This window comes from Solitalea agri (assembly GCF_023914155.1).
GTDB lineage: Bacteria > Bacteroidota > Bacteroidia > Sphingobacteriales > Sphingobacteriaceae > Solitalea > Solitalea agri.
The window spans coordinates 138,138-159,966 of sequence record NZ_JAMWYS010000036.1 but is presented as its reverse complement, the minus strand read 5'-3'; the positions used below and the strand labels follow the sequence as shown (position 1 = coordinate 159,966).

Annotated in this window: 18 protein-coding genes; 5 read left to right on the top strand and 13 right to left on the bottom strand. The window is 38.6% G+C overall.

The window, feature by feature from the left end:
* Window positions 1-35: 35 nt before the first annotated feature.
* Entirely contained in the window at window positions 36-614 is a 579-nt protein-coding gene (locus tag NF867_RS11695; RefSeq protein WP_252588182.1) for a porin family protein, read from the bottom strand.
* A gap of 191 nt (window positions 615-805) precedes the next feature.
* On the opposite strand from NF867_RS11695, the gene gldB reads away from it, so the two are divergent.
* The 3 genes from gldB to msrB all read left to right on the top strand — a co-directional run bounded on the left by gldB (window position 806) and on the right by msrB (window position 3,321).
* The gene (gene gldB / locus NF867_RS11690; protein WP_252588181.1) at window positions 806-1,825 is read left to right on the top strand and encodes a gliding motility lipoprotein GldB; all 1,020 of its coding nucleotides are present in this window, start codon (window positions 806-808) and stop codon (window positions 1,823-1,825) included.
* Between the two features lie 96 nt (window positions 1,826-1,921).
* Entirely contained in the window at window positions 1,922-2,713 is a 792-nt protein-coding gene (locus tag NF867_RS18395) for a patatin-like phospholipase family protein (protein WP_279640076.1), read from the top strand.
* Between the two features lie 92 nt (window positions 2,714-2,805).
* Window positions 2,806-3,321, top strand: coding sequence for a peptide-methionine (R)-S-oxide reductase MsrB (gene msrB / locus NF867_RS11680; protein WP_252588180.1), 516 nt, complete (start codon window positions 2,806-2,808; stop codon window positions 3,319-3,321).
* 34 nt (window positions 3,322-3,355) lie between these two features.
* On the opposite strand, the gene NF867_RS11675 is transcribed toward msrB, so the two are convergent.
* The 7 genes from NF867_RS11675 to eat form a co-directional block, all read right to left on the bottom strand.
* Window positions 3,356-5,437, bottom strand: a complete 2,082-nt coding sequence (locus tag NF867_RS11675; RefSeq protein ID WP_252588179.1) for an LTA synthase family protein — start codon at window positions 5,435-5,437, stop codon at window positions 3,356-3,358.
* Window positions 5,438-5,672: 235 nt separating this feature from the next.
* Complete coding sequence (locus NF867_RS11670; protein WP_252588178.1) at window positions 5,673-8,462, bottom strand: phosphoenolpyruvate carboxylase; 2,790 nt, start codon at window positions 8,460-8,462, stop codon at window positions 5,673-5,675.
* 209 nt (window positions 8,463-8,671) lie between these two features.
* Entirely contained in the window at window positions 8,672-10,036 is a 1,365-nt protein-coding gene (locus NF867_RS11665) for an aldehyde dehydrogenase family protein (RefSeq protein WP_252588177.1), read from the bottom strand.
* A 27-nt stretch (window positions 10,037-10,063) separates the two neighbouring features.
* The gene (locus NF867_RS11660) at window positions 10,064-10,762 is read right to left on the bottom strand and encodes a gamma-glutamyl-gamma-aminobutyrate hydrolase family protein (RefSeq protein WP_252588176.1); all 699 of its coding nucleotides are present in this window, start codon (window positions 10,760-10,762) and stop codon (window positions 10,064-10,066) included.
* A 16-nt stretch (window positions 10,763-10,778) separates the two neighbouring features.
* Window positions 10,779-11,927 (bottom strand): iron-containing alcohol dehydrogenase, encoded by a 1,149-nt coding sequence (locus NF867_RS11655; RefSeq protein WP_252588175.1) that lies wholly within the window; start codon window positions 11,925-11,927, stop codon window positions 10,779-10,781.
* Between the two features lie 197 nt (window positions 11,928-12,124).
* Window positions 12,125-13,483: a glutamine synthetase family protein gene (locus NF867_RS11650; RefSeq protein WP_252588174.1), complete on the bottom strand. Its 1,359-nt coding sequence runs from the start codon at window positions 13,481-13,483 to the stop codon at window positions 12,125-12,127.
* Window positions 13,452-14,804: an ethanolamine permease gene (gene eat, locus NF867_RS11645; RefSeq protein ID WP_252588173.1), complete on the bottom strand. Its 1,353-nt coding sequence runs from the start codon at window positions 14,802-14,804 to the stop codon at window positions 13,452-13,454. Before eat ends, NF867_RS11650 begins: the two co-directional genes overlap by 32 nt.
* A 435-nt stretch (window positions 14,805-15,239) precedes the next feature.
* Between eat and NF867_RS11640 the strand changes: the two genes are divergently transcribed.
* Window positions 15,240-16,625 (top strand): alpha-amylase, encoded by a 1,386-nt coding sequence (locus NF867_RS11640; RefSeq protein WP_252588172.1) that lies wholly within the window; start codon window positions 15,240-15,242, stop codon window positions 16,623-16,625.
* 63 nt (window positions 16,626-16,688) lie between these two features.
* Window positions 16,689-17,657, top strand: a complete 969-nt coding sequence (locus NF867_RS11635) for a hypothetical protein (RefSeq protein ID WP_252588171.1) — start codon at window positions 16,689-16,691, stop codon at window positions 17,655-17,657.
* 74 nt (window positions 17,658-17,731) lie between these two features.
* Here the strand turns inward: NF867_RS11635 and atpG are convergent, their stop codons facing one another.
* The 5 genes from atpG to atpE all read right to left on the bottom strand — a co-directional run bounded on the left by atpG (window position 17,732) and on the right by atpE (window position 21,753).
* A complete protein-coding gene (gene atpG, locus NF867_RS11630; protein WP_252588170.1) occupies window positions 17,732-18,610 on the bottom strand; it encodes an ATP synthase F1 subunit gamma in 879 nt (292 codons plus the stop codon).
* Window positions 18,611-18,694: 84 nt separating this feature from the next.
* Window positions 18,695-20,269, bottom strand: coding sequence for a F0F1 ATP synthase subunit alpha (gene atpA, locus NF867_RS11625; protein ID WP_252588169.1), 1,575 nt, complete (start codon window positions 20,267-20,269; stop codon window positions 18,695-18,697).
* 35 nt (window positions 20,270-20,304) lie between these two features.
* A complete protein-coding gene (gene atpH / locus NF867_RS11620) occupies window positions 20,305-20,862 on the bottom strand; it encodes an ATP synthase F1 subunit delta (protein WP_252588168.1) in 558 nt (185 codons plus the stop codon).
* A gap of 81 nt (window positions 20,863-20,943) precedes the next feature.
* Complete coding sequence (locus tag NF867_RS11615; RefSeq protein ID WP_252588167.1) at window positions 20,944-21,438, bottom strand: F0F1 ATP synthase subunit B; 495 nt, start codon at window positions 21,436-21,438, stop codon at window positions 20,944-20,946.
* Window positions 21,439-21,543: 105 nt separating this feature from the next.
* Window positions 21,544-21,753, bottom strand: coding sequence for an ATP synthase F0 subunit C (gene atpE, locus NF867_RS11610; protein WP_103790345.1), 210 nt, complete (start codon window positions 21,751-21,753; stop codon window positions 21,544-21,546).
* Window positions 21,754-21,829: the final 76 nt, after the last annotated feature.

Sequence of the window (21,829 nt, the reverse complement as noted above, 5' to 3'; positions counted from 1 at the left end):
AAAAGGTTTTAAGGATGAATGTTTAATTCTTCGTCCTAAAAGAAAATACCCAGATTAAGCGCCATATAGGAATTTGTAGCTTTGCCAGCATCAAAAACATCTGTAAAGCCATTATTAAAACTAAGGCCCAAGGCCAAACGCGTACTATTATCAAAATAATACTCATAACCACCACCAATCAGCAATCCTAAGCGCATTCCATTGATATTGTCCTCAACATCTTTATCATCAAAATCGGTGGAAATACCATTGATCGTTTCAGTTCCATTCGCTTTAGCCCCAATATTAAATCCGGGCACAAATCCGAACTGCCCGTAGAACTGACCTTGGCCAACTTTATTCGTTTTAAGTTTCATTGAAAGCGGGATCTCAATATATTTTAATTTATAGGTTGTTTCAATTCCATTTTGTGAGTCGCCCTCTACAACTGTTCCTCCCATACTAGTAATCGCAAACTCGGTACTGAAAGCATAGCGCTCTTTTACATAAAAATCACCCATAAGGCCATAAGAAAAACCTGTTAACACTCCACTATTCGAGCCCTGACCAGGTTTCATCCAACCAAATAAAGGATGAACTTTTAACCCAAGGTCAAAATTTTGCGCTTTGCTCATAAATCCGATGCATATCAACCCAATAATCAAAAATGTTCTTTTATACATAGCTATTTTATAAATATTAACGTTTGTTCTTGTTTTATAACAATTTGGCTTCTCAACAACTGATTAGAAAATCATATTTCTTAAATCGTACTTTTCACTTTATTAAATACCTTTGCCAGCATTAATTGAAACCAAAATATTTTATGCCGAAGATAAAGATTGTGATCATTTGCCTACTGTCCATATTAAGCCTGTTTAGCTGTAAAAATGATAAAAGACATCCTGACATCTCAAACATCAATCTTTCAGTCAAAATTGACCGTTTTGACCATGATTTGTTTAACGTTGATACTGCAAACCTGGTACAATCGGCTGCTCAATTAAAGGCAAAGTATCCCGATTTTTACCAAATCTATTTTCGCAATATTTTAAGAAACACCGATCCGGTTGACACGAACAACCTGCAGTTGATCTCAATGATTAAATCTAATCGCGACTTTACACTCCTAAAGCATGATGTGGATTCAGTATACCCTAATTTAAATGACATTGAAGAACAGTTTACCACTGCCTTTAAATACTATAACTATTATTTCCCAAAGCAGCAAACGCCTAAGTTACTCACCTATATTGCCGATTTTCAATTAGGTGCCAATACCGTAAACAATACCCTGGCAATTGAGCTTGATATGTTTATGGGCAGCGGCTACCGTTTTTATCAATCGAAAAATGTTAACCTTCCATATTTCATTCAACGAAAGCTAAACAAAGATCATATTGTTCCGTTTGCCTTAAAAGCATTTGCACAACAGCAGTTCCCAATGGATGAAAGCGATAAAACGCTGTTGCATCGCATGATTTTCAACGGTAAGATCTTGTACTTTTTAGACAGCACCTTACCGGATGTGGCAGATAGTGCAAAAATTGGCTTCTCTCAAAAACAAATTGACTGGTGCAATACTTATAAAGCTGATATGTGGACAGATTTCATGGCTCAAGGTATTTTATATTCAACAGATGAATTGAAATATGCAAAATACTTGAACGATGCCCCTTTCACCTCTGGACTGGAAAATGACTCTGCGCCTATGCTGGGCGTATGGACCGGTTGGCAGATTGTTCGCAAATACATGGAAGAGCATCCGGAAGTAACTCTGGCACAATTAATGAACGAAACCAACAGCCAGAAAATACTTAAAGAGTCGAAATATAAACCGAAGTAAACGATACCCAGTCGGCAGTACTTAGACAGTACACAAAAGCCTGAAAGCTAATGACCGATGACTGGACTGAAAACTGGCGACTGAAAATAGCAGCATATGAAAATTGGTTTGGTAATGTCGGGCGGAGGTATCCGCGGAATTGCTCATTTAGGAGTAGTAAAAGCGTTGTACGAAGAAGGAATATCGTTTTCAAAAATCTCCGGAACAAGTGCAGGAGCTATTGTGGGTGCATTTTTAGCCAATGGTTACCATCCCGATTATATACTCCACACTTTTAAGGTCACCAACCTTTTCAGGTATATAAAACCCACCATTAAAGGTTTTGGATTGCTTTCGCTGCAAAACACCAATATCCTCTATCAACAGTTTCTTCCCAAAACTTTTGAAGAACTGAAAACGCCATTAGTGGTGGCCGCCACCGACATTGGCAACGCCCGTATAGCTTATTTTTCATCCGGAGAATTAATTAAACCCATTCAGGCATCGAGTTGTATTCCAGCGGTTTTCAAACCAATTGAAATTGATGGAAAAGTATACGTTGATGGAGGGTTATTGGATAATTTCCCGGTTGAAGTGATCATGGATGATTGCGATTTTATTATTGGGTCATGCTGTAATCATCTCGAAAAAATTGACGCAGTAAGTGGCATTAAGCTAATTATTGAACGCTCTGTAATTATCAGCCTTAACGCCCGAACCGATAGCAAAAAGTCGTTATGCAACGTTATCATTGAGCCTAAAGGCTTAGGGGGCACAAGTCTGTTTCATGTTAAACGCACTGACCAAATTTTTGAAATGGGCTATCTGGCTGCAAAACAGGAGCTGGCGAACAACCCTGAACTTAAGGCCATCGTAAGCAACAGTAAACTACCTCAGCTAGAAAAATAGCTTCTATTGTAATATTTTACTTGCTATTTCTTAAAAACAAAACCGAACGGCTCTTCGTTTCGTAACTATAACTGAATTTAAGATTCGGTACAATGAAAACAGTTAGAATTACCCTAGTATCTGCATTTCTGCTAATGGCAAGCTGTTTAACGGCTTGTGCTCAGCAAAAAAGTTCGGATTCAAAATCGGAGGATAAAAAAATGACCTATAAAGTTCAAAAAACTGAAGAAGAATGGAAAAAAGAGCTTAGTGCTGAACAGTACACGGTATTGCGTCAAAAGGGAACAGAAAGACCTTTTACCGGCAAGTACGAAAACTTTTATGAAAAGGGCTCTTACCACTGTGCGGCTTGTGGTGCAAAACTTTTCGAATCAGGCACCAAGTTTGATTCGCATTGTGGCTGGCCAAGTTTTGACAAAGCTATTCCTGGCACCATAGAATATCATAAAGACGTCAGCTTTGGAATGATTCGCACAGAGGTGACTTGTGCAAATTGCGGAGGCCACTTAGGACATGTATTTGACGATGGACCAACCGCTACGGGGGACCGTTACTGTATTAATTCGGTATCGTTAAAGTTTGAACCTGATACGGAAGTAAAAAAATAAAAAAACGTCTCGGTTAAACCGAGACGTTTTTTTATTACAAAGCATTATATTTCTTATTGGCCAGCATCCACGATGCACATTGATAAAACGCCACCGTTTCTTTCAGATGTTGATCATTGGTTACTTTTTGAAGTTTGCTACCATCTTTGAAATTTGGGATATACTGCTCCGATCGTTTTACCGGAGATAGAACCGATAATGTATCATTCTCTATTAACCCTAAACTTTGATAGGTGCTGATAAAAGCATGCTCTTCGCCTACCGTGGTTTGATATAAGTCTTTACCAAAAAACTTACTACGATAATTTAAGTTAAGCAAGCCAAGCAAAGTTGGAGCAATATCTATTTGCGCCATCAAACGGTTTTCAACCTTAGGCTGAATAAATCCGGGGGCATAAATTAAACATGGAATATGATACTTGTTGACCGGCAAATCAGTTTTTCCTGCACTTGAAGCACAATGATCGGCAACAATTACAAAGATTGTATTATTAAACCATGGCTTTTGAGAAGCTTCACGAATAAACTTACCAATGGCATAATCGGTATATTTTACACCACCATCTCTTGTTTGCTTGCTCGATGGAATGTCGATACGTCCATCAGGATAAGTATACGGACGATGGTTGCTGACAGTCATTACCTGGGTGAAAAATGGTTTTCCTTCTTTGCTATTCTTATCCAAAACCTCCATTGCCAGTGTAAACAAATCTTCGTCGGCAACACCCCAAATATTCTCATAGTGAACTTTATCAGCAGGAATGGCACTTCGGTCGATCACCTCATACCCATTACCACTAAAAAACTCTTTCATATTATCGAAGTAGCTATACCCTCCATAAACATATTGAGTTTTATAACCCTTACTGCGCAAAACCGAACCAATGGTAAACATATTATGATTATCAGGACGTTTAACCGTACTTTGTCCAGGTGTTGGAGCAATTCCCATTGAAAGTGCTTCTAATCCGCGCACTGTTCGAGTACCGCTTGCATAAAGGTTTCCAAACAGTAAACTATGCTTCGCCAATGAATCTAAATTTGGTGTAATGTTCTTGGTATTACCAAAAGTTCCTAAAAAATCGGCACTTAAGCTTTCAACACTGATCAGGACAATATTCTTTTTTACCTCAGGCTTATCATGAGTAACGTCTCGCTCAATATTAAAAACGTCATCGCTCACAAATTTGGCATTTGGAGCGCTTAACTCCTTACGAAGAATTGTGAATGCTTCCTTGTCAGATAAGCGTTTATAAAACTTATTATAATCAAGTTGATTATTCTGAAACGCTTCGCCGAACTGATAAACACCATTTCCGGCCAGTTCATTGGCAAAAGTATTTGAACTGAAAAGTCTCCAGCCACTGTTAACCATATAATAAGATAACAATGGGGTGATCAATAAGGAAACTGCCACTAAGCTTCTTTTCAGCACGGGAGAATGAGCCTCAACGCTTTGAATTAAGGGTTTGCGAATTAACCAGAATATACCACTGCTTACAAGTGTGACTATTGTAATAATAACTGGTAATGGGTATGATTCCTGAATATTGCCGACTACTTCATTTGTATAAATCAGATAATCAACAGCAATAAAGTTATAGCGTGTTCCGAATTCATTCCAGAAAAACCATTCGCTTACTCCATTAAATACCAACAGCCAACAAACAATAAAGAAATCAACAATTAGCACCCATTTACGCCATTTTAATCTAAATGCCTCATCTTTCTTCCATAGAAACAAATAAATAGCAAGACGCAAGATCACATAGCCCACAAATCCATAAAAAATACCTTTATTAAAATCAGAAGGAATAATATCGGTGAACAGCATTATGCTGATTAAGCCAGTAATAACACCAACTAAAATGTAGATATACGGTTTCTTATAAACGGTATCGTTATAAAACCATAAATAAAGAACAAAAGGAACAATGGCGAAAGAAGCCATGCACAAATCGTATAAAAGCCCTAATCCGTACACACCTAATAGCGAACTATAAGAGCCTTTAAGGTCAGTTGTAGGATGAAAAATCAATACTGTACGCGTTATCATCGATACGATAACAATAGTTGATACAAGGATCAGAATTGGTGAGAATCTTTTGGGTTTCAAGTTGATTAACATCGGGTTAATTTTTGCGACCGCAATGTTAAGCAAAAATATTCAAACAAAACTTGACACAACTCAAGTAATTAGCTATCAACAGATTACAAACCGTAAAAATGATATAAGATTGACATTAAAACAATCATTTCATTCGGCATTAACGTAGTTGGCAATAAAAAAACGTCCTTGAATTTAATCAAAGACGTTCTGTTTACTTGTAAAATTTGCTTTATTCTGGTTCTTATCCGGTAGTACCCAAAGCACTTGCAATTGCATTAATTGAAGTAAGGAGGGTAATCAGAATATTTTCTGTTTCGGCAGTAGTTGCGCCATTTTTTTTCATTTCACGCCATTGTTTCAATAGCCTGATTTGACTATGGTGAAGTGGCTTTAAAGCTACTGCCCTCAATTGTGTGGAGTGATATCTATTCTCGCGACGTTCTTCAAAGCTATTGTCCTGAAGTTTGAGGAACATTTCCCTGGTACGGTTAAGCTCTTCTAATAGTAAGCCTAAAATTTCTTGCTTCGCGTCCAGATTTGTCATTAAATCTGCATAAGCTTTTATAATCTCTTCATCAGTTGAATCAAGTGACGACTCCACATTGGTGAATACGTAACGAACCAATGCATCTGAGTTTAATGCATCTTTTAAACGTTTGAACTCTTGGGGTTGCTCATTATACAAACGTTCAAGGGTATATCCAACACCATACCAGCTAGTCATGTTGCAACGCGTTTGATTCCAACTGAACACCCATGGAATTGCCCGTAGATCGGCCAAAGTACGTTCTCCAGTTCTGCGTGCCGGACGAGAACCTATTTTACTTGATTCAATCGCATCAATTGGCGTAGCCTGACTGAAGAAATGAATAAAGTTTGGATTATGGATCAATTTGCCATAAAACTCACAGCTCTCATTAGCCATCCATTCGAAAATAGAAGCTAATGGATGTGGCTTTCTTTCAGTGTGTTGTTGTTTTAACGTTGATGCAGCTGTTCCGGCCAATAAAAGCTCCAAATTATAGCTGGCGTTCATTTTATTGGCGTATTTCTGCTCAATGGTTTCACCTTGCTCTGTTTCACGTAAATCGCCTTGTAGCGAAGAGTGAGGCAATGCCTGAATAAACCAGTTTGCAGGTCCTGCACCACGGCTTACTGAACCACCACGACCATGGAAGAAGCGAATACGCACTCCATGTTTTTTACCGACTTCAGCAAGTGCATATTGTGCTTTATACAATGACCATTGTGAGGCTAAAATACCACCATCTTTATTACTATCACTATAACCCACCATTACCATTTGTACCAAATCAGCTCCACCAGCTTGTTTACCCTGGTAAGCTAAGCTTCTTTGCGTAACTGGATGAGAAAGGAAGGTTTCCATGATCTCAATACTGTTCTCAAGGTCGCCGATAGTTTCAAACAATGGCACTACCGGTAAATGGCAAACCAAGCCTTCATCGGTAAACTCTGATAAGCCGGCTTCGCGTTGTAACAAATAAACCGCAAGCAGATCAGAAACACTACGGGTCATACTTACAATGAGTGAACCTATTGCAGCACTTCCGTATTTTTCTACATGTTTTGCCAATTCGTCATACGTTTTAAGTACAGCACTGGCATTGTCTTGCAATTTAATTGAAGGGTGAACGAAAGGACGGTTATACTGAAGTTCACAATTCAAGAACATTTGTTTACGATCTTCGGTCCAATCTGCGTAATTATCGCCATGCAGTGCACTTGCCTGTAATAACTGATCAATTGCCTTATCATGGAATGCCGAATTCTGACGTACATCCAATTTTGCTAAATGGAAGCCAAAGGTATCAACAACGCGAATTGCATTGTTCAAATAACTTAAAGCAGCTCTTTTAGCTCCATATTTAATCATCGATGCTCTTAAAAGCACCAAATCATCCAATAATTCTTTTGAATATCTATAACCAATCTCACCCTCTTTAAGTTCGACCAGGTGGTTACGCTTAACTTTAACCGGCAGCATTGCCAAACATAAGTTTACAAACTGACGGAAAGCCTCGCCTGAGTTTCTAAAGAAGGCTTCATCTCCTTCTTTTCCTAAGACCGCCCGCATCTCAAGCATTCGCTGCTGCAATGCCGGATCGGCATCTTCAAATGAATGCGTAAAACTTAATTTACGAACCAATTCGAGCAATGAACGGCGAATAACAACAAACGCATTTAAACGAAGTGTTTTTAATGTTTCAGCCGTAACCTGGTCAGTTACCAATGGATGACCATCGCGATCGCCACCAACCCAGTTCCCAAATGAAATTTTCGGACGACTACGTATATCTTCGATCATTGCCGAGTCGAAACCTGCATCAACCCATGCCTGCTCTAAACGACGATCGAGAATAGGAAGAACTTCTGGAAACACATTGGTCAGGTAATGTAATACATTACGTAACTCCGACTCTACATTTGGTTTCTCTAAATAGATCTCTCCTGTGCGCCATAATGAATCAAGAATAAGTTTGATCTCATCCGTGATCTGGGCTTGCTCCTGCTCAGAAAACATTGAATTCTGACGCTGTACCAACAGCAGGTACAAATGACGATGATGCTCTAAAACAGTAATTCGCTTTGCTTCGGTAGGGTGCGCTGTTAATACTGGCTCAACTTTAACTGTATTTAATTTTTCAGCAATCTGCCCAGCTGTTAAACCTTCATTTTTTAACGTATGTAGTTTTTGAGCCCAAAGGCCATTGGCGCTCGAAAGTTGGTCATTCTCTTTTTTACGACGATACTGAACAGCTCCATTTACTTCTATTAAATTCAGCATATGGAATACCATTGAATACAACTGGATATGCTTTACAGTAAATTCTACACCCTTAGGAGCTTCTTCATGTATCCACGGAATAAAACGGGAAAGTTCCTTCTCTCCGCTTTCTTCCAATACTTCTTTCAAGCATGTTAAAATAAATTCCAGATCATGGAATGAATTTCCCATCCGTTCTTTAACCAAATGCAGGTCATTCAGTAGTGCATCACTCAGGTGTTCCATTTTGTACAAATTGAATTGAAACGCAAATTAAGAAATATTATCATTTTGTCAATGCATTATTTAATTTATTGTCATTTTGTTATTTAAATTAACGAATATCTAAAAGCAATAAAATATTAGGAAAGATCGACTAAGTGTATTGTAAACAATAAGCCCTTGTTCTTTTAGAACCAGGGCTTATTGAATAAAATTATTCAAGGGCATTTCAATTATCCCCTCATATGCCATGCTTTAGGCTTTGTAAATACCCGAAAACCTTGATGAGAAAGAGTGGCGCCGATACCTGAATGTTTCCGGCCGCTCCAGGGCAGAGCCGCACTCACCCGGTCGCAGCAGTTCCAGTAACCTGTTCCGGAATTTATTTGTTCTAGTATTCTTTCAGCGCGGTCTTTATCATTAGAATAGACTGCTGCCGTTAATCCATATTGGGTATCTTGCATCAACTTTAATGCTTCCTCGTCATCTTTCACTTTCATAATACCGATAATAGGACCGAAACTTTCTTCTTGCATTACCCTCATCCCATTTGTCACTTCTGTCAAAACCGTAGGTTCAAAATAATACCCTTTTCCATCAGACCGACGACCTCCAGTTTGAAGTTTTGCACCCATTTCAATAGCTTCATTTACTTGTTGATCAAGAATACTTAATTGATTCTTTCGGGTTAACGGACCTATGTACACACCATCTTCTGTAGGCAATCCCACCTTCCATGATTTCACCTCTTTTAAAAAAGCATCAACATACTCATCATAAATCCGCTCATGCACATAAATACGCTCTACGGCACAGCAGCTTTGTCCATTATTGTAAAATGCACCATCTGCGGTTGAAGCGGCTACTGCTGTAATATCGTTCACATCATCAGCAACATACAGAGGATCTTTACCTCCTAACTCCAATTGACAAGGAACCATTTTTGGAGCAACCCGTTCATAAATATATTTTCCGGTTTGGTAAGACCCTGTAAAGAAATAGCCGTCAAAATCCATATCCAGCAAAGCTTCTCCAGTTGTTTTTGCACCAAGCGCTGTTTGAAAGACTTGGTCAGGAACTCCCGCTTGTTTTAATAATTTACCTATTTGTATACCCGTTAGCGTTGAGAACTCTGAAGGCTTATACATCACCGCGTTGCCAGCTAACAAAGCCGGAATAAATACATTTACACCAACCAAATAAGGATAGTTCCAGGCGGAGATATTACAGATAACTCCTAAAGGCTCATATGTAATTTTCTCTTTTAGACCTTCATCAATTGTCATCCATTCATCGCTTAAGTACTTTTCAGCATTATTGAGCATCCATTTAATACGATTTCTTGCTCCATTTATCTCATTGCGACTTTGCTTTAATGGCTTTCCTACTTCAGAGGTAAGCAATCCTGCTAAATATTCTGTTTCCTCTTCCAGCAAATGATAAAAACTGAGAATAATCTTTATCCGTTCCGCTAATGGTTGCCGAGCCCAAGCGATCTGTCCAGTTTGAAGAATGTCAAACTTCCGATGGAGTGTTTCCTGGGTATCTTCAGCTATTTCAGCAATTATTTCTTCTGTAGCCGGATTAATAATATTCATAGAGGTAAGTTTAGAGAACAAAATGAACTACACTGATTTTTTCCTTGAAGCAGTTAGAAAAGCATTTTTTATGTTTTTCACAAAAGGGTTATTCTGATCGTTCATACGCTCAGGGTGCCATTGAACCATACAGAGGAAAGACTTGACATCAGGTTCTTTCCACTCAATAGCTTCAACAACCCCATCGGGCGAGCGGGCACTGACCTTTAATAACTCTCCAACCCTATCAACACTCTGGTGGTGATTACTATTGATCAATCCTTGTTGTTGGTTCAATACTTTTGATAGCCATGAAGAATCATCGACTTGTACCTGATGATACTGATCACTACCATCTTGGAGTTTCGCATGAGATGGTTTACCCCATGAAGGAATATCTGGAATAAGTGTTCCTCCGAAATAAACATTAGCAATCTGCAATCCTCGGCAAATACCCAAAATTGGCAGGCTATCCGTTATCGCCAGTTCCAACAATTGTAACTCAAACTCATCGCGAATTTCATTCACATCATCAGCATAACAATAACTACTGTATTCAGGCTTATTATAAAACTTAGGATTTACATCTTCACCTCCGGTAAGCAACAAACCATGACACTTTTTGAGATCCTCAACGTTTGCCTTTGCAGGACTCAGCTTGATGATCTCAATATCATCACTGCCCGAAATTATCCAGTTGCTATAATTACTGTACTTACTGCAATCCGTTACACCTATAGTTAACATTTTTTAAACCTTTAGCTTATAGTGCTTTTAGATACAATGATTTAAAGTCATCACGTGTTACAGGTTTGGGATTATTTGGATGTGCAAAATCGGCTATTGCCATATCCGATAATGTTTCAATATGCTCTTCCCGAACGCCTATGTCACGTAATTTATGAGGGATGTTGATCTTCGAATTTAATTCAAACAAATAGTTAACCACTGCCTCACCTGTTTCCTCTTTTAAATCCAAGGCCCTGGCAATTCGCCTGAACTTATCCTCAAACCCTTTAATATTAAACGCCATTCCGTACGGAATATTTACTGCATTTGCCAAACCATGATGTGTATCTAATAATGAAGAAAGCGGATGGGCCAAAGAATGCACAACACCTAAGCCTTTCTGAAATGCAATGGCTCCCATCATTGATGCCATCATCATTTTACTTCGAGACTCCAAATCTGGGTTATTGGTAGCTCTCTCCAATGAATCTTTGATCAACGAAATACCTTCCAGGGCAATCCCATCACAAATCGGATGCAGATTTTTTGCGAGGAAAGCCTCCATATTATGTGTAAGCGCATCCATTCCGGTAGCAGCGGTAACAAATGGCGGTAGATCCATGGTAAGCAAAGGGTCGGCAAATACAATTTTGGCCATTAGTTTAGGAGAAAAAAGAATCCTTTTATGATGGGTTTCATCATCAGCGATGATAGCACTTCGCCCTACTTCACTTCCTGTACCGGAGGTTGTTGGAATGGCAATGAAATGAGGGACCTCATTCGTTACATAGATATCTCCTCCTATCAAATCGTCATATTTAAATAGATCTTCACGATGATTAACACGTAAAGCTATGGCTCTGGCAATATCCAAAGCCGCTCCGCCACCAATTCCAATAATTGAATCGCGGCTAGTGTTATCCCCAAATTCAACGCCTTTATAAACATCTGATTTCACTGGATTTTTATGGGTATCACAAAATACTTCTACTGAAATATTGTGCTTTTTGAGATCCTCCACTATTTCCTTAAAAAACGGAAGCTGCACAATTATACTATCGGTAACAATTAAAGGCTTATGTAAATCATTCGCTTTTAAATAAGCCGAAAGTTCCTTTACCGAACCTGCTCCAAAGCGAATAGTTGTCGGGAAATTATATTGGTATATTTTATTGAAAGTCATAGAGAAAAGAGTTTACCCCTAAATCCCCTAAAGGGGACTTTAAGGAAGTGCCGAATTGATAAATTTGAAGATACTTCTTACATAAGCCATTCATTATACAGTATTTGATATTATTCCCTCATTAATTTTATTTATCCATTTTTGCATTTATAGAGTTTCTTATATTGACCCAAAGTCCCCTTCAGGGGATTTAGGGGTCAAATAATCTCCATATAACGCTTCATTTCCCAATCGGTCACCACTTTGGAGAACTGGCGCCATTCCCAATCTCTTGTTGCCGTAAAATGATTCACAAAGTCTTCTCCAAACAGCTCCTTGGCAACCACAGAGTTTTTCATCTGTTGTGTAGCTTCATAAAGATTGTTAGGAAGTGTTCCATTTAAGTAGTCACGATACCCATTCCCAACGGTAGCCGGTTGTTTTAATTTAAGTTGATTTTTTACTCCGTACAATCCCGCTGCAAGGCAAGCAGCAATTGCCAGGTAAGGATTAACGTCTGAACCAACGACTCTTGTTTCTAACCGTGCAGATTTTTTATTAAAGGGCAATGCCCTTAATGCCACCGTTCGGTTATCAACAGACCAGGTTAGGGTAGTTGGAGCCCAGGCTCCTTCAACTAAACGTTTATAGCTATTAATGGTTGGTGCCATCATCGGTAAGATATGTGGCAGGCAATAAAGCTGTCCGGCAATATAGCTTCGCATAATACCGCTCATCTGCTGTTCGTCTTTCTCTTCGTAAAACAGATTCTTGGTTGATTCTAAATCCCACAAACTTTGATGAACATGCCCACTGCAACCGGGTAAATTTTCGGCGATTTTAGCCATAAAGGTGGCAATAACACCATGCTTGTAGCCAATTTCTTTTACAGCTGTTTTAAATAATGTTGCCCTATCAGCAGCTTCCAGCGCATCAGCATAAGTGATGGCCGCCTCGTAAACACCGGGACCGGTTTCGGTATGTAAACCTTCTATTGGAACCTGGAAGCGTTTAAGCAATTCAAAAAGGTCTGTCATGAATTCATTTTTCAATGAACTGCGAAGAATAGAGTAACCAAACATTCCGGGACTGAGCGCTTTAAGGTTTCGGTACCCCTTTTCATTTAGACTTGCTGGTGTTTCTTCAAAATTGAACCACTCGAACTCCTGTGAAAAATAGGGCTTGTAGCCTTCTTGTTCACATTGAGATAAAATCTTTTTCAACAACTGACGAGGACAAACCACAGCAGGTACATTATCAGCATTAATAAAATCACCCAGAAAGAAAGGAATATCATTTTCCCAAGGAATTTTTCTGAATGTATTCATATCGAGTTGAACCAATGCGTCAGGATAACCGGTATGCCAACCTGTAAATTGAACATTATCATAGGCTGCGTCATTAATATCCCAACCAAAAGTCACATCACAAAACCCTAGACGGCCTTCCACAATCGACAAAAATTTATCCGTAGAAATATATTTTCCTCTTAAAACTCCATCAATGTCAGCAACTGCTAATTTCACTTTCCCGGAACTATGCTGATTAACGTAATCCAGAATTTCCTGTGTTATCATAAACAAGTGAGTTGTGAGTTTTGAATATTTTAAATAACAAATAGGTAATTGCGAGGAACGTGAGGTAAATCAAACCCAGCTTAACGTTATAAATGAACATGGCAATAAGCGAGAAAGAAGCAATTACTAAAGCTATTATGGGAAACAACGGATAAAATGGAACCCTGAACGGACGAGCTAATTGAGGCTGCTTACGTCGCAATACAATTAATGAGATCATGGAAATGATATAGAGGGTAAGGGCTCCAAATACAGAGAGGATAATTAATTCCCCTGTCCTTCCGGATAATAATGCGATAATGCCTATGACCATATTACCCAACAATGCATTTGCGGGTGTTTGAAATCGTCCTGAAATTATGCCTAGAATAGGGGGCATATTTCGAACTCTACCCATTTCATAGGTGGAACGACCAGCGGCCAGAATTAATCCGTGAAAAGAAGCAATAAGACCAAATAGGCCTATTGTAATTAAGAGGTGATACATTACATGATTATCTCCTGTAATTTTAGCTAACGCAAGAGGAAGTGGAGAGTCTGAAGTCGTGCCGGAAGTGCCATTTTTGAATACTATTGTTTCCCATCCACCAACACCTATAGAATAAACGAAAACTAACCCGCATAAGATCACTAAAGTAAAAATGGCCCAGCCAAACCCCTTAATAATGTCTTTCTGAGGATTCTTTGTTTCTTCTGCGACATTTGCTACACCCTCTATTCCTAAGAAAAACCATATGGCAAATGGAATTGCAGCAAAAGCACCGGACCATCCATTAGGAAAAGCATTTCTGACAAAATTTTCAGTTTTAAAGCTTGAGGCACTTATACCAGCAAATAATAATAATTCGCCTACTGCCAATACAGTTATAACTGCCTCAAAAGAAGCAGCCGCTTTAACTCCATAAATATTCAGGGCGGTAAATAGGAAATAGACAACCAGTGCACTGGCTAAGATTGGAATCTGAGGAAAAAAAGCATTAAAATAAGCTCCAATGGCAAATGCAATGGCGGGAGGTGCAAAAATAAATTCTACTGTTTGGGCTATACCTGCAACAAATCCCACCTCCTTTCCCAGAGCCTTACCTGCATAATCAAATACACCGCCCGCTTTGGGTACTGCACAAGCTAATTCTGTGTAGCTAAAGGTAAATGTAACATACATCGCCATAATCACAAGAGTGGCAATGGCCATTCCGAGCGTCCCCCCTTTTTCCAAACCCAGGTTCCACCCAAAATACATACCTGATATTACATAGCCCACTCCTAGCCCCCATAACATAAATGGACTCAAGGTTTTTTGCAAGCCATTCTTTGTATCCATAGGTTATCCTATTTTACTTTAAAATAAGATTTAAAAGCTGAAATTCAATAGGATAACTTTATATAATCTATAATTTGGAAGAAACCCCTACTTATAAATATAAACCATAAACCTCATGAAATTTGGATACTTAGGCCAATTATTGCTATAAGTCGCTTTAGCTATTATAATCATCTAACTGTATATAAATGCTTTATCAAACAACAACTTGTTTATTTAATTAAAATTAATACGATGAAAAACCATTTGTTAATTTGAAAAAATATTATATTAGTTAATTCTATGTTAGATTAACATCCTTAAAAGAGATTGATTGTAGTAGTGGTAAATGTTAATTAAAGGAGTTTGCGAAACTCAGAAATCCTTAATTATAAAACAGCCAATTATCATTAATTAATTATATAACAACCAATTTATCTTTTAACAGCCAGTATTATGAAAAAAAACATCTTGATTGCCTTTGGCTTAAGCTTGGTATTTAGCTTAAGTCAGTGCAAACGCGAAAATGATTTACCTCAGCCAGAACAATCTTCCGAAGTAGCTGACCTAAAAAAAACGAAAGCTGTAGATGCTGCCGCCGGCCTGGGTGGGCCAGTGATGATGCAGGCTTTTTATTGGGATGTACCAGCCGGAGGCACCTGGTGGAATGTGGTAAAAGGAAAAGTAGCTGCTTGGAATACAGCCGGCTTTTCGTCAATCTGGCTTCCTCCAGCCAGTAAGGCACAAAACGGGGCATTTAGTATGGGCTATGATCCTTTTGATTATTATGATTTTGGCCAGTACAATCAAATGGGATCAACCGAAACTCGATTCGGCTCAAACACTGAATTAACCAGTTTAATTACTACTGCCCATAACAATGGTCTGGAGGTATATGCCGACATGGTTATAAATCACAACAGCGGTGGAGCTTCTGAATTCAACCCATTTACAAATAGCAATACCTGGACAAAATTCACTCCTTTGTCAGGAAAATTCTCCCGAAGCTATTATGATTTTCACCCTAATGATGCGCATGCAAAAGACGAAGGTGCTTTTGGCGATTTTCCCGATTTGTGCCATAGCAAACAATGGGTAAAAGATTGGCTCTATCTCCGTACAGATGCGGTAGGAAAGTATTATAAAAACACCATGAAATATGATGGATGGCGATTTGATTATGTTAAAGGCTTCGGAGCATGGGTTGTTCGTGACTATGTAAATGCCGTTGGAGGCTTTGCCGTAGGAGAGCTTTGGGACTCCAATGTAGACGTATTAAAAGGCTGGGTAGATGGAACAAACCGCACCTCTTCGGCTTTTGACTTTGCCTGTTATTATAAAATGGATGAAGCTTTTGATGGCAATAACATGTACAAATTAAATGATGACATGCTATGGAAAAGAGATCCATATAAGGCCGTTACTTTTGTAGCTAATCATGACACGGATATTATTTATGACAAATACCTTGCTTACGCTTACATACTTACCGCCGAAGGGTATCCATGTGTATTTTACCGTGATTATGAAGAATGGCTTTCAAAAACTAGGCTTAATAATTTGATATGGATCCGCAGAAATCTCGTGAGCGGATCTACCACCAATTTGTATACAGACAATGATGAATATATTGCCAGAAGAAACGGGAATCCAGGCATAATCGTTTATTTAAATGACTCGGATACATGGCAGGAAAAATGGATTACTTCAAATTGGGCAAGCACCCAAATCAAAGATTATACAGGTAGCTCAACCTGGGTACCCACTACTGAAGCAGATAAAAGAGTGAAGATACAAGCACCTCCACACAGTTATACAGTTTGGTCAAAAGTAGGGTATTAAAAACAAGTTTTGAAAGGGAATACTTGTAACCGGGTATTCCCTTTTCAATAAATAAACAAAAGCATGAAACATTCTTTAGTTATTGCCATTACGTTTTTTATTCTTTCAGACTGCACGTCTTTTAATAAAAAAAACACTTCTGTTGGCAAATTACATTTTGATCCGGTTCAAATTCAGTCAAAATTATTAGATGGTACAGCACATTTGGAAGGAGACTTAAAACAACAGAAATTATTGCTTGAGATTAAATTAGAGAACAATGGAAATACAGATGTGGATGTAGAAGATCTGGACCTGGAAACAATGGAAGGTTATCAGGCTAAACTAATTGGCCCTGACATAAAACAGTTCACACTTAGGCCAGCCACCGATACATTGATCATTCTTCAATTTAAACCAATAAATGATATTGAGCTGTACATGCAGACCGGAGAAAGTGGAAAATTCAAACCGATTTATAATTTGTCTTTAGTTTGTGTGGGGAATGAAAACGACCCTATTAAGGCACATTTCAACGTTTTAGAACAAGATTTTGCTGAATACGAGAAGAATTACAGACAAGCGGTTGTTATTTATAAATTTAACACAGACGCCTATTTTACTGAAAAGCAAAAGGAATATCTTCGTCAACATACACACACCTCACCATTTGTGCATTTAAGCAATCAGGAAATTGCCGTTTCGGGCTTGAATTTCCGATTACAATCTTTCCAAAGAAATGACACTTTATATGCACAAGTCTTTATTGTCAATCATGCAGAATTTCCTATCAAAGTTAATTCAAATAACTTTGATATTGTTGACGAAAACTCTTCTATAATTGACAAAAATAGAACCATTCAGTTTAAAAAAATAGCAGGACAACAGGAAGAAGCTACAATTTTAAGAAAAGGAGATCGAGGACTAATCAATCTATCAAAATATTTGAAAGGAACTGATCGAAAAAGATTGAGAATTTCTTTTAAAAATACATTCTTTATATCCAATGATAAATCATTGTTTTACGAGAACCCGGAGCTAGTTAAACTATAATGTAAAAAAATCAAATACACAAAAAGCCCCGATTCTTTTGGAACCGGGGCTTATCAAAATAACTTTTATACGTTTTATGCCTCTGCTAATGCATTAGCACCAGAAACGATCTCAAGGATTTCGTTAGTAATAGCAGCCTGACGAGCCTGGTTATATTGAAGTGTTAAGCTTCTTAACAATTCACCGGCATTATCAGTTGCTTTATCCATTGCAGTCATACGTGCACCGTGTTCGGCAGCATGTGAATCTAACAATGCTTTGTAAAACTGTAAGCGGATTGATTTAGGGATCAACTCTTCTACAATTTCTTCTTTTGAAGGCTCAAACAAATAATCAACTTTACTTGTTTTAGCATCCTGAACAGCTTTTGGTAAAGGCAACAATTGTTCGTGAGTTAAGATCTGAACAGCCGCATTTTTGAATTGGTTGTAGATCATCTCAACATGGTCGAACTTACCAGCGGCGAAACCATCCATAATGGCCTCTACAATGGCAGAAGCATTGGTAAAGTTTAACTTATTGAAAACCTCGTTATTATTACCAATTACCTGAAATTTTGCACGGGTATAAAAGTCTTGTGATTTTTTACCTACAGCAACAATATGCAATTTACCTTGCTTTTGGTGCTCAGCATATTTTTCAGCTATCAGGGCGTTAGTGGCTTTAATTACGTTATTGTTAAAAGCACCAGCCAAGCCACGATTAGATGTGATAACCACCAATAACACGTTGTTTAATTCGCGTTCTTGAGTGAAAACATTATCCATATCAGCAACTGAATCACTCAAATTAGCAAGCATATCTTTCAACTTGTTAGCATACGGACGCATTTGAACAATAGCATCTGTGGCTCTGCGAAATTTTGCTGCCGAAACCATTTTCATGGCTTTGGTAATCTGTTGCGTTGACTTAACAGACGCGATTCTAAGACGTACTTCTTTTAAGTTGGCCATTTTATATTTATTTCGGGTTTCGTGTTACGAGTTACGAAATCTAATTTCCGTAACCCGCAACCCTTAACTCGGAATTAATTTGAATTAGTATTTTGATGAAAGCTCTTTAGCTACAGTTTCCAAAACGTTGGTTACTTCGTCTGTTAATTGACCTTTTTTCAATAAGTCAAGAACGTTTTTATAACGAGCATCTAATGCCTGAAGGAACTCAGCTTCAAACTCTCTTACTTTATTTACAGGCACTGCACGTAACAAACCTTTGGTACCTAAATAAATAATTGCAGTTTGTTTCTCAACAGTAAGTGGAGAGAACTGTCCTTGTTTAAGGATTTCCACGTTACGAGAACCTTTATCTAATACAGCTTTAGTTGAAGCATCTAAGTCAGAACCGAATTTAGAGAAGGCCTCTAACTCACGATACTGAGCCTGGTCAAGCTTTAAGGTACCAGATACTTTCTTCATTGATTTGATCTGCGCGTTACCACCCACACGAGAAACCGAAATACCTACGTTGATAGCCGGACGAATACCTGCGTTGAACAAGTTCGACTCAAGGAAGATCTGACCATCGGTAATTGAAATTACGTTGGTAGGGATATATGCAGAAACGTCACCAGCCTGAGTTTCGATAATTGGAAGCGCCGTTAATGAACCGCCTCCTTTTACTTTACCTCTTAATGAATCAGGTAAATCGTTCATTTGCTGAGCGATTTCGTCAGTTGCGTTGATCTTAGCAGCACGCTCTAATAAACGTGAGTGTAAGTAGAATACGTCACCTGGATAAGCCTCACGACCTGGTGGACGACGTAATAATAAAGATACCTCACGGTATGCTACTGCTTGTTTAGAAAGATCATCATAAACGATCAATGCTGGACGACCAGTATCACGGAAGAACTCACCAATTGCAGCACCTGCAAATGGAGCGTAGAATTGCATTGGAGCAGGATCAGCAGCTGATGCGGCAACAATTACAGTATATGGCATTGCACCGTTTTCTGTTAATGTTTTAACGATGTTAGCTACGGTAGAGTTTTTCTGACCACAAGCAACATAGATACAATAAACAGGATTACCGGCTTCGTAAAATTCTTTTTGGTTGATGATGGTATCAATAGCTACAGCTGTTTTACCAGTCTGACGATCACCGATGATTAACTCACGCTGACCACGACCGATAGGAATCATCGCATCGATAGCTTTAATACCAGTTTGCAAAGGCTCGTTTACCGGCTGACGGTAAATTACCCCTGGAGCTTTACGCTCTAATGGCATTTCAAAAGTTTCACCAACGATAGGTCCTTTACCATCGATAGGCTGGCCAAGGGTATTAACAACACGGCCCAACATACCTTCTCCAACGTGGATAGAAGCAATACGGGTGGTACGTTTTAAAGTGTCTCCTTCTTTGATACCTTCTGAAGGACCCAACAATACAACCCCTACGTTATCTTCTTCAAGGTTCATTACAACACCTTGTAAACCATTACTAAACTCAACAAGCTCACCAGATTTAACTTTGGTTAAGCCGTATACACGAGCGATACCGTCGCCCACTTGCAACACCGTTCCTATCTCTTCTAACTCAGCTTCTGACTTGAAGCCCGCCAATTGCTGACGTAGAATTGCCGAAACTTCGTCGGGTCTTACTTCTGCCATGATATTTTAGTTATAATTTTTACTTTTTTACTTGATTAAATTTGAGCTACAAAACCCTTGCTTACCAATTGATTTTTTATCGTTCTCAACTGTTTGGCAATACTCGTATCAAACTGTTTATCACCTACTGTTAAAACGAAGCCCCCAACTAAATCAGGATCAACTTTAGCTTTTAAGATCACTTGTTTACCTAATTCTTTCTCAAGATTGGCAATAAGTTCAATTTTATTTTCGTCGGTAAGTGCCGATGCCGAAACAATCTCTGCCTTTACAATTCCTTTTAGCAAATTGTAAAGTTCAGCAAACTGCTTTGCGGTGGTATATAAATACTCCTCGCGACCCTTAGCAATCATCAGATTAAAGAAAGTGATGGTCACATTGTCTACTTTATCAATAAACAAGCTATTCAATATCTTCTTTTTGCTAGCGGGAGCAACGATGGGATTAGCCAGCACTGCACGGAGCTCTGAATTAGCTTTAACGGTTTGATGAAGCAACATCATATCATTGTTGATCGCTTCTACCTTGTTTTGTTCAATGGCAAGATCAAGCAATGATTTAGCGTACCGTAAAGCAACTTTAATTTCTGACATATTTCTCTTAATTACGGGTTCCCGGTTTCGTATTACGGGTTAAACCAATTGGAATAACACGCAACTCGCAACTCGTAAGTCTTAGTTTAGTTTTACGTCTTTTAACAACTCAGCAACGAGAGTTTGCTGTTCACCAGCATTCTCAAATTTCTTGCGAAGAACTTTCTCTGCAATTTCAATAGAAAGAGTGGCAACCTGGTTTTTCACTTCAGCTAAAGCCGCATTTTTCTGAGCATTGATCTCATCATGTGCTTTTGCAATCATCTTAGCGCCTTCAGTTTGTGCATTATGCTTAGCTTCAGCAATAAGATTATCTCCAAAGGTTTTAGCTTCCTTCAAAATCTTATCGCGCTCCAAACGCGCATCTTTTAATAGTTTATCGCTTTCCTGATTTAAACGGGTTAACTCTTCTTTCGCTTTATCAGCTGCACTTAAAGCGTCTTCAATTGAACGCTCACGCTCATTTAAAGCCGACACAATTGGTCTCCAGGCAAATTTGCCCAAAAGAAGAATAAGGAAAATAAAAGTAAGCGTGGTCCAAAAAACCAATCCAATGCTTGGGGTTACTAAATCCATTATATAAGATGGTTATAAAAAGTTCTTTTAATAAATCTGGTCAAATGTCTCTTTTAAAACTAAGCCTGTTGCCAATCGCCGCAGGCTTAATTTTAATTGCAATAATTATCGAGTACCTAATAAAGCTACTACCACACCGAATAAAGCAACACCTTCTACAAGGGCTGCAGCGATGATCATTGCAGTTTGAATTTTTGAGGCAGCCTCTGGTTGGCGAGCGATACCTTCCATTGCAGAACCACCAATACGTCCGATACCTAAACCAGCACCAATTACAGCTAAACCAGCACCAATTGCAGCAATACTTCCGATCATTTTGTTATAGATTTATTTAGTTAAAAAATATTTACATGTTTAATAAGACCATGGTCAATGGTCGATAGTCCATAGA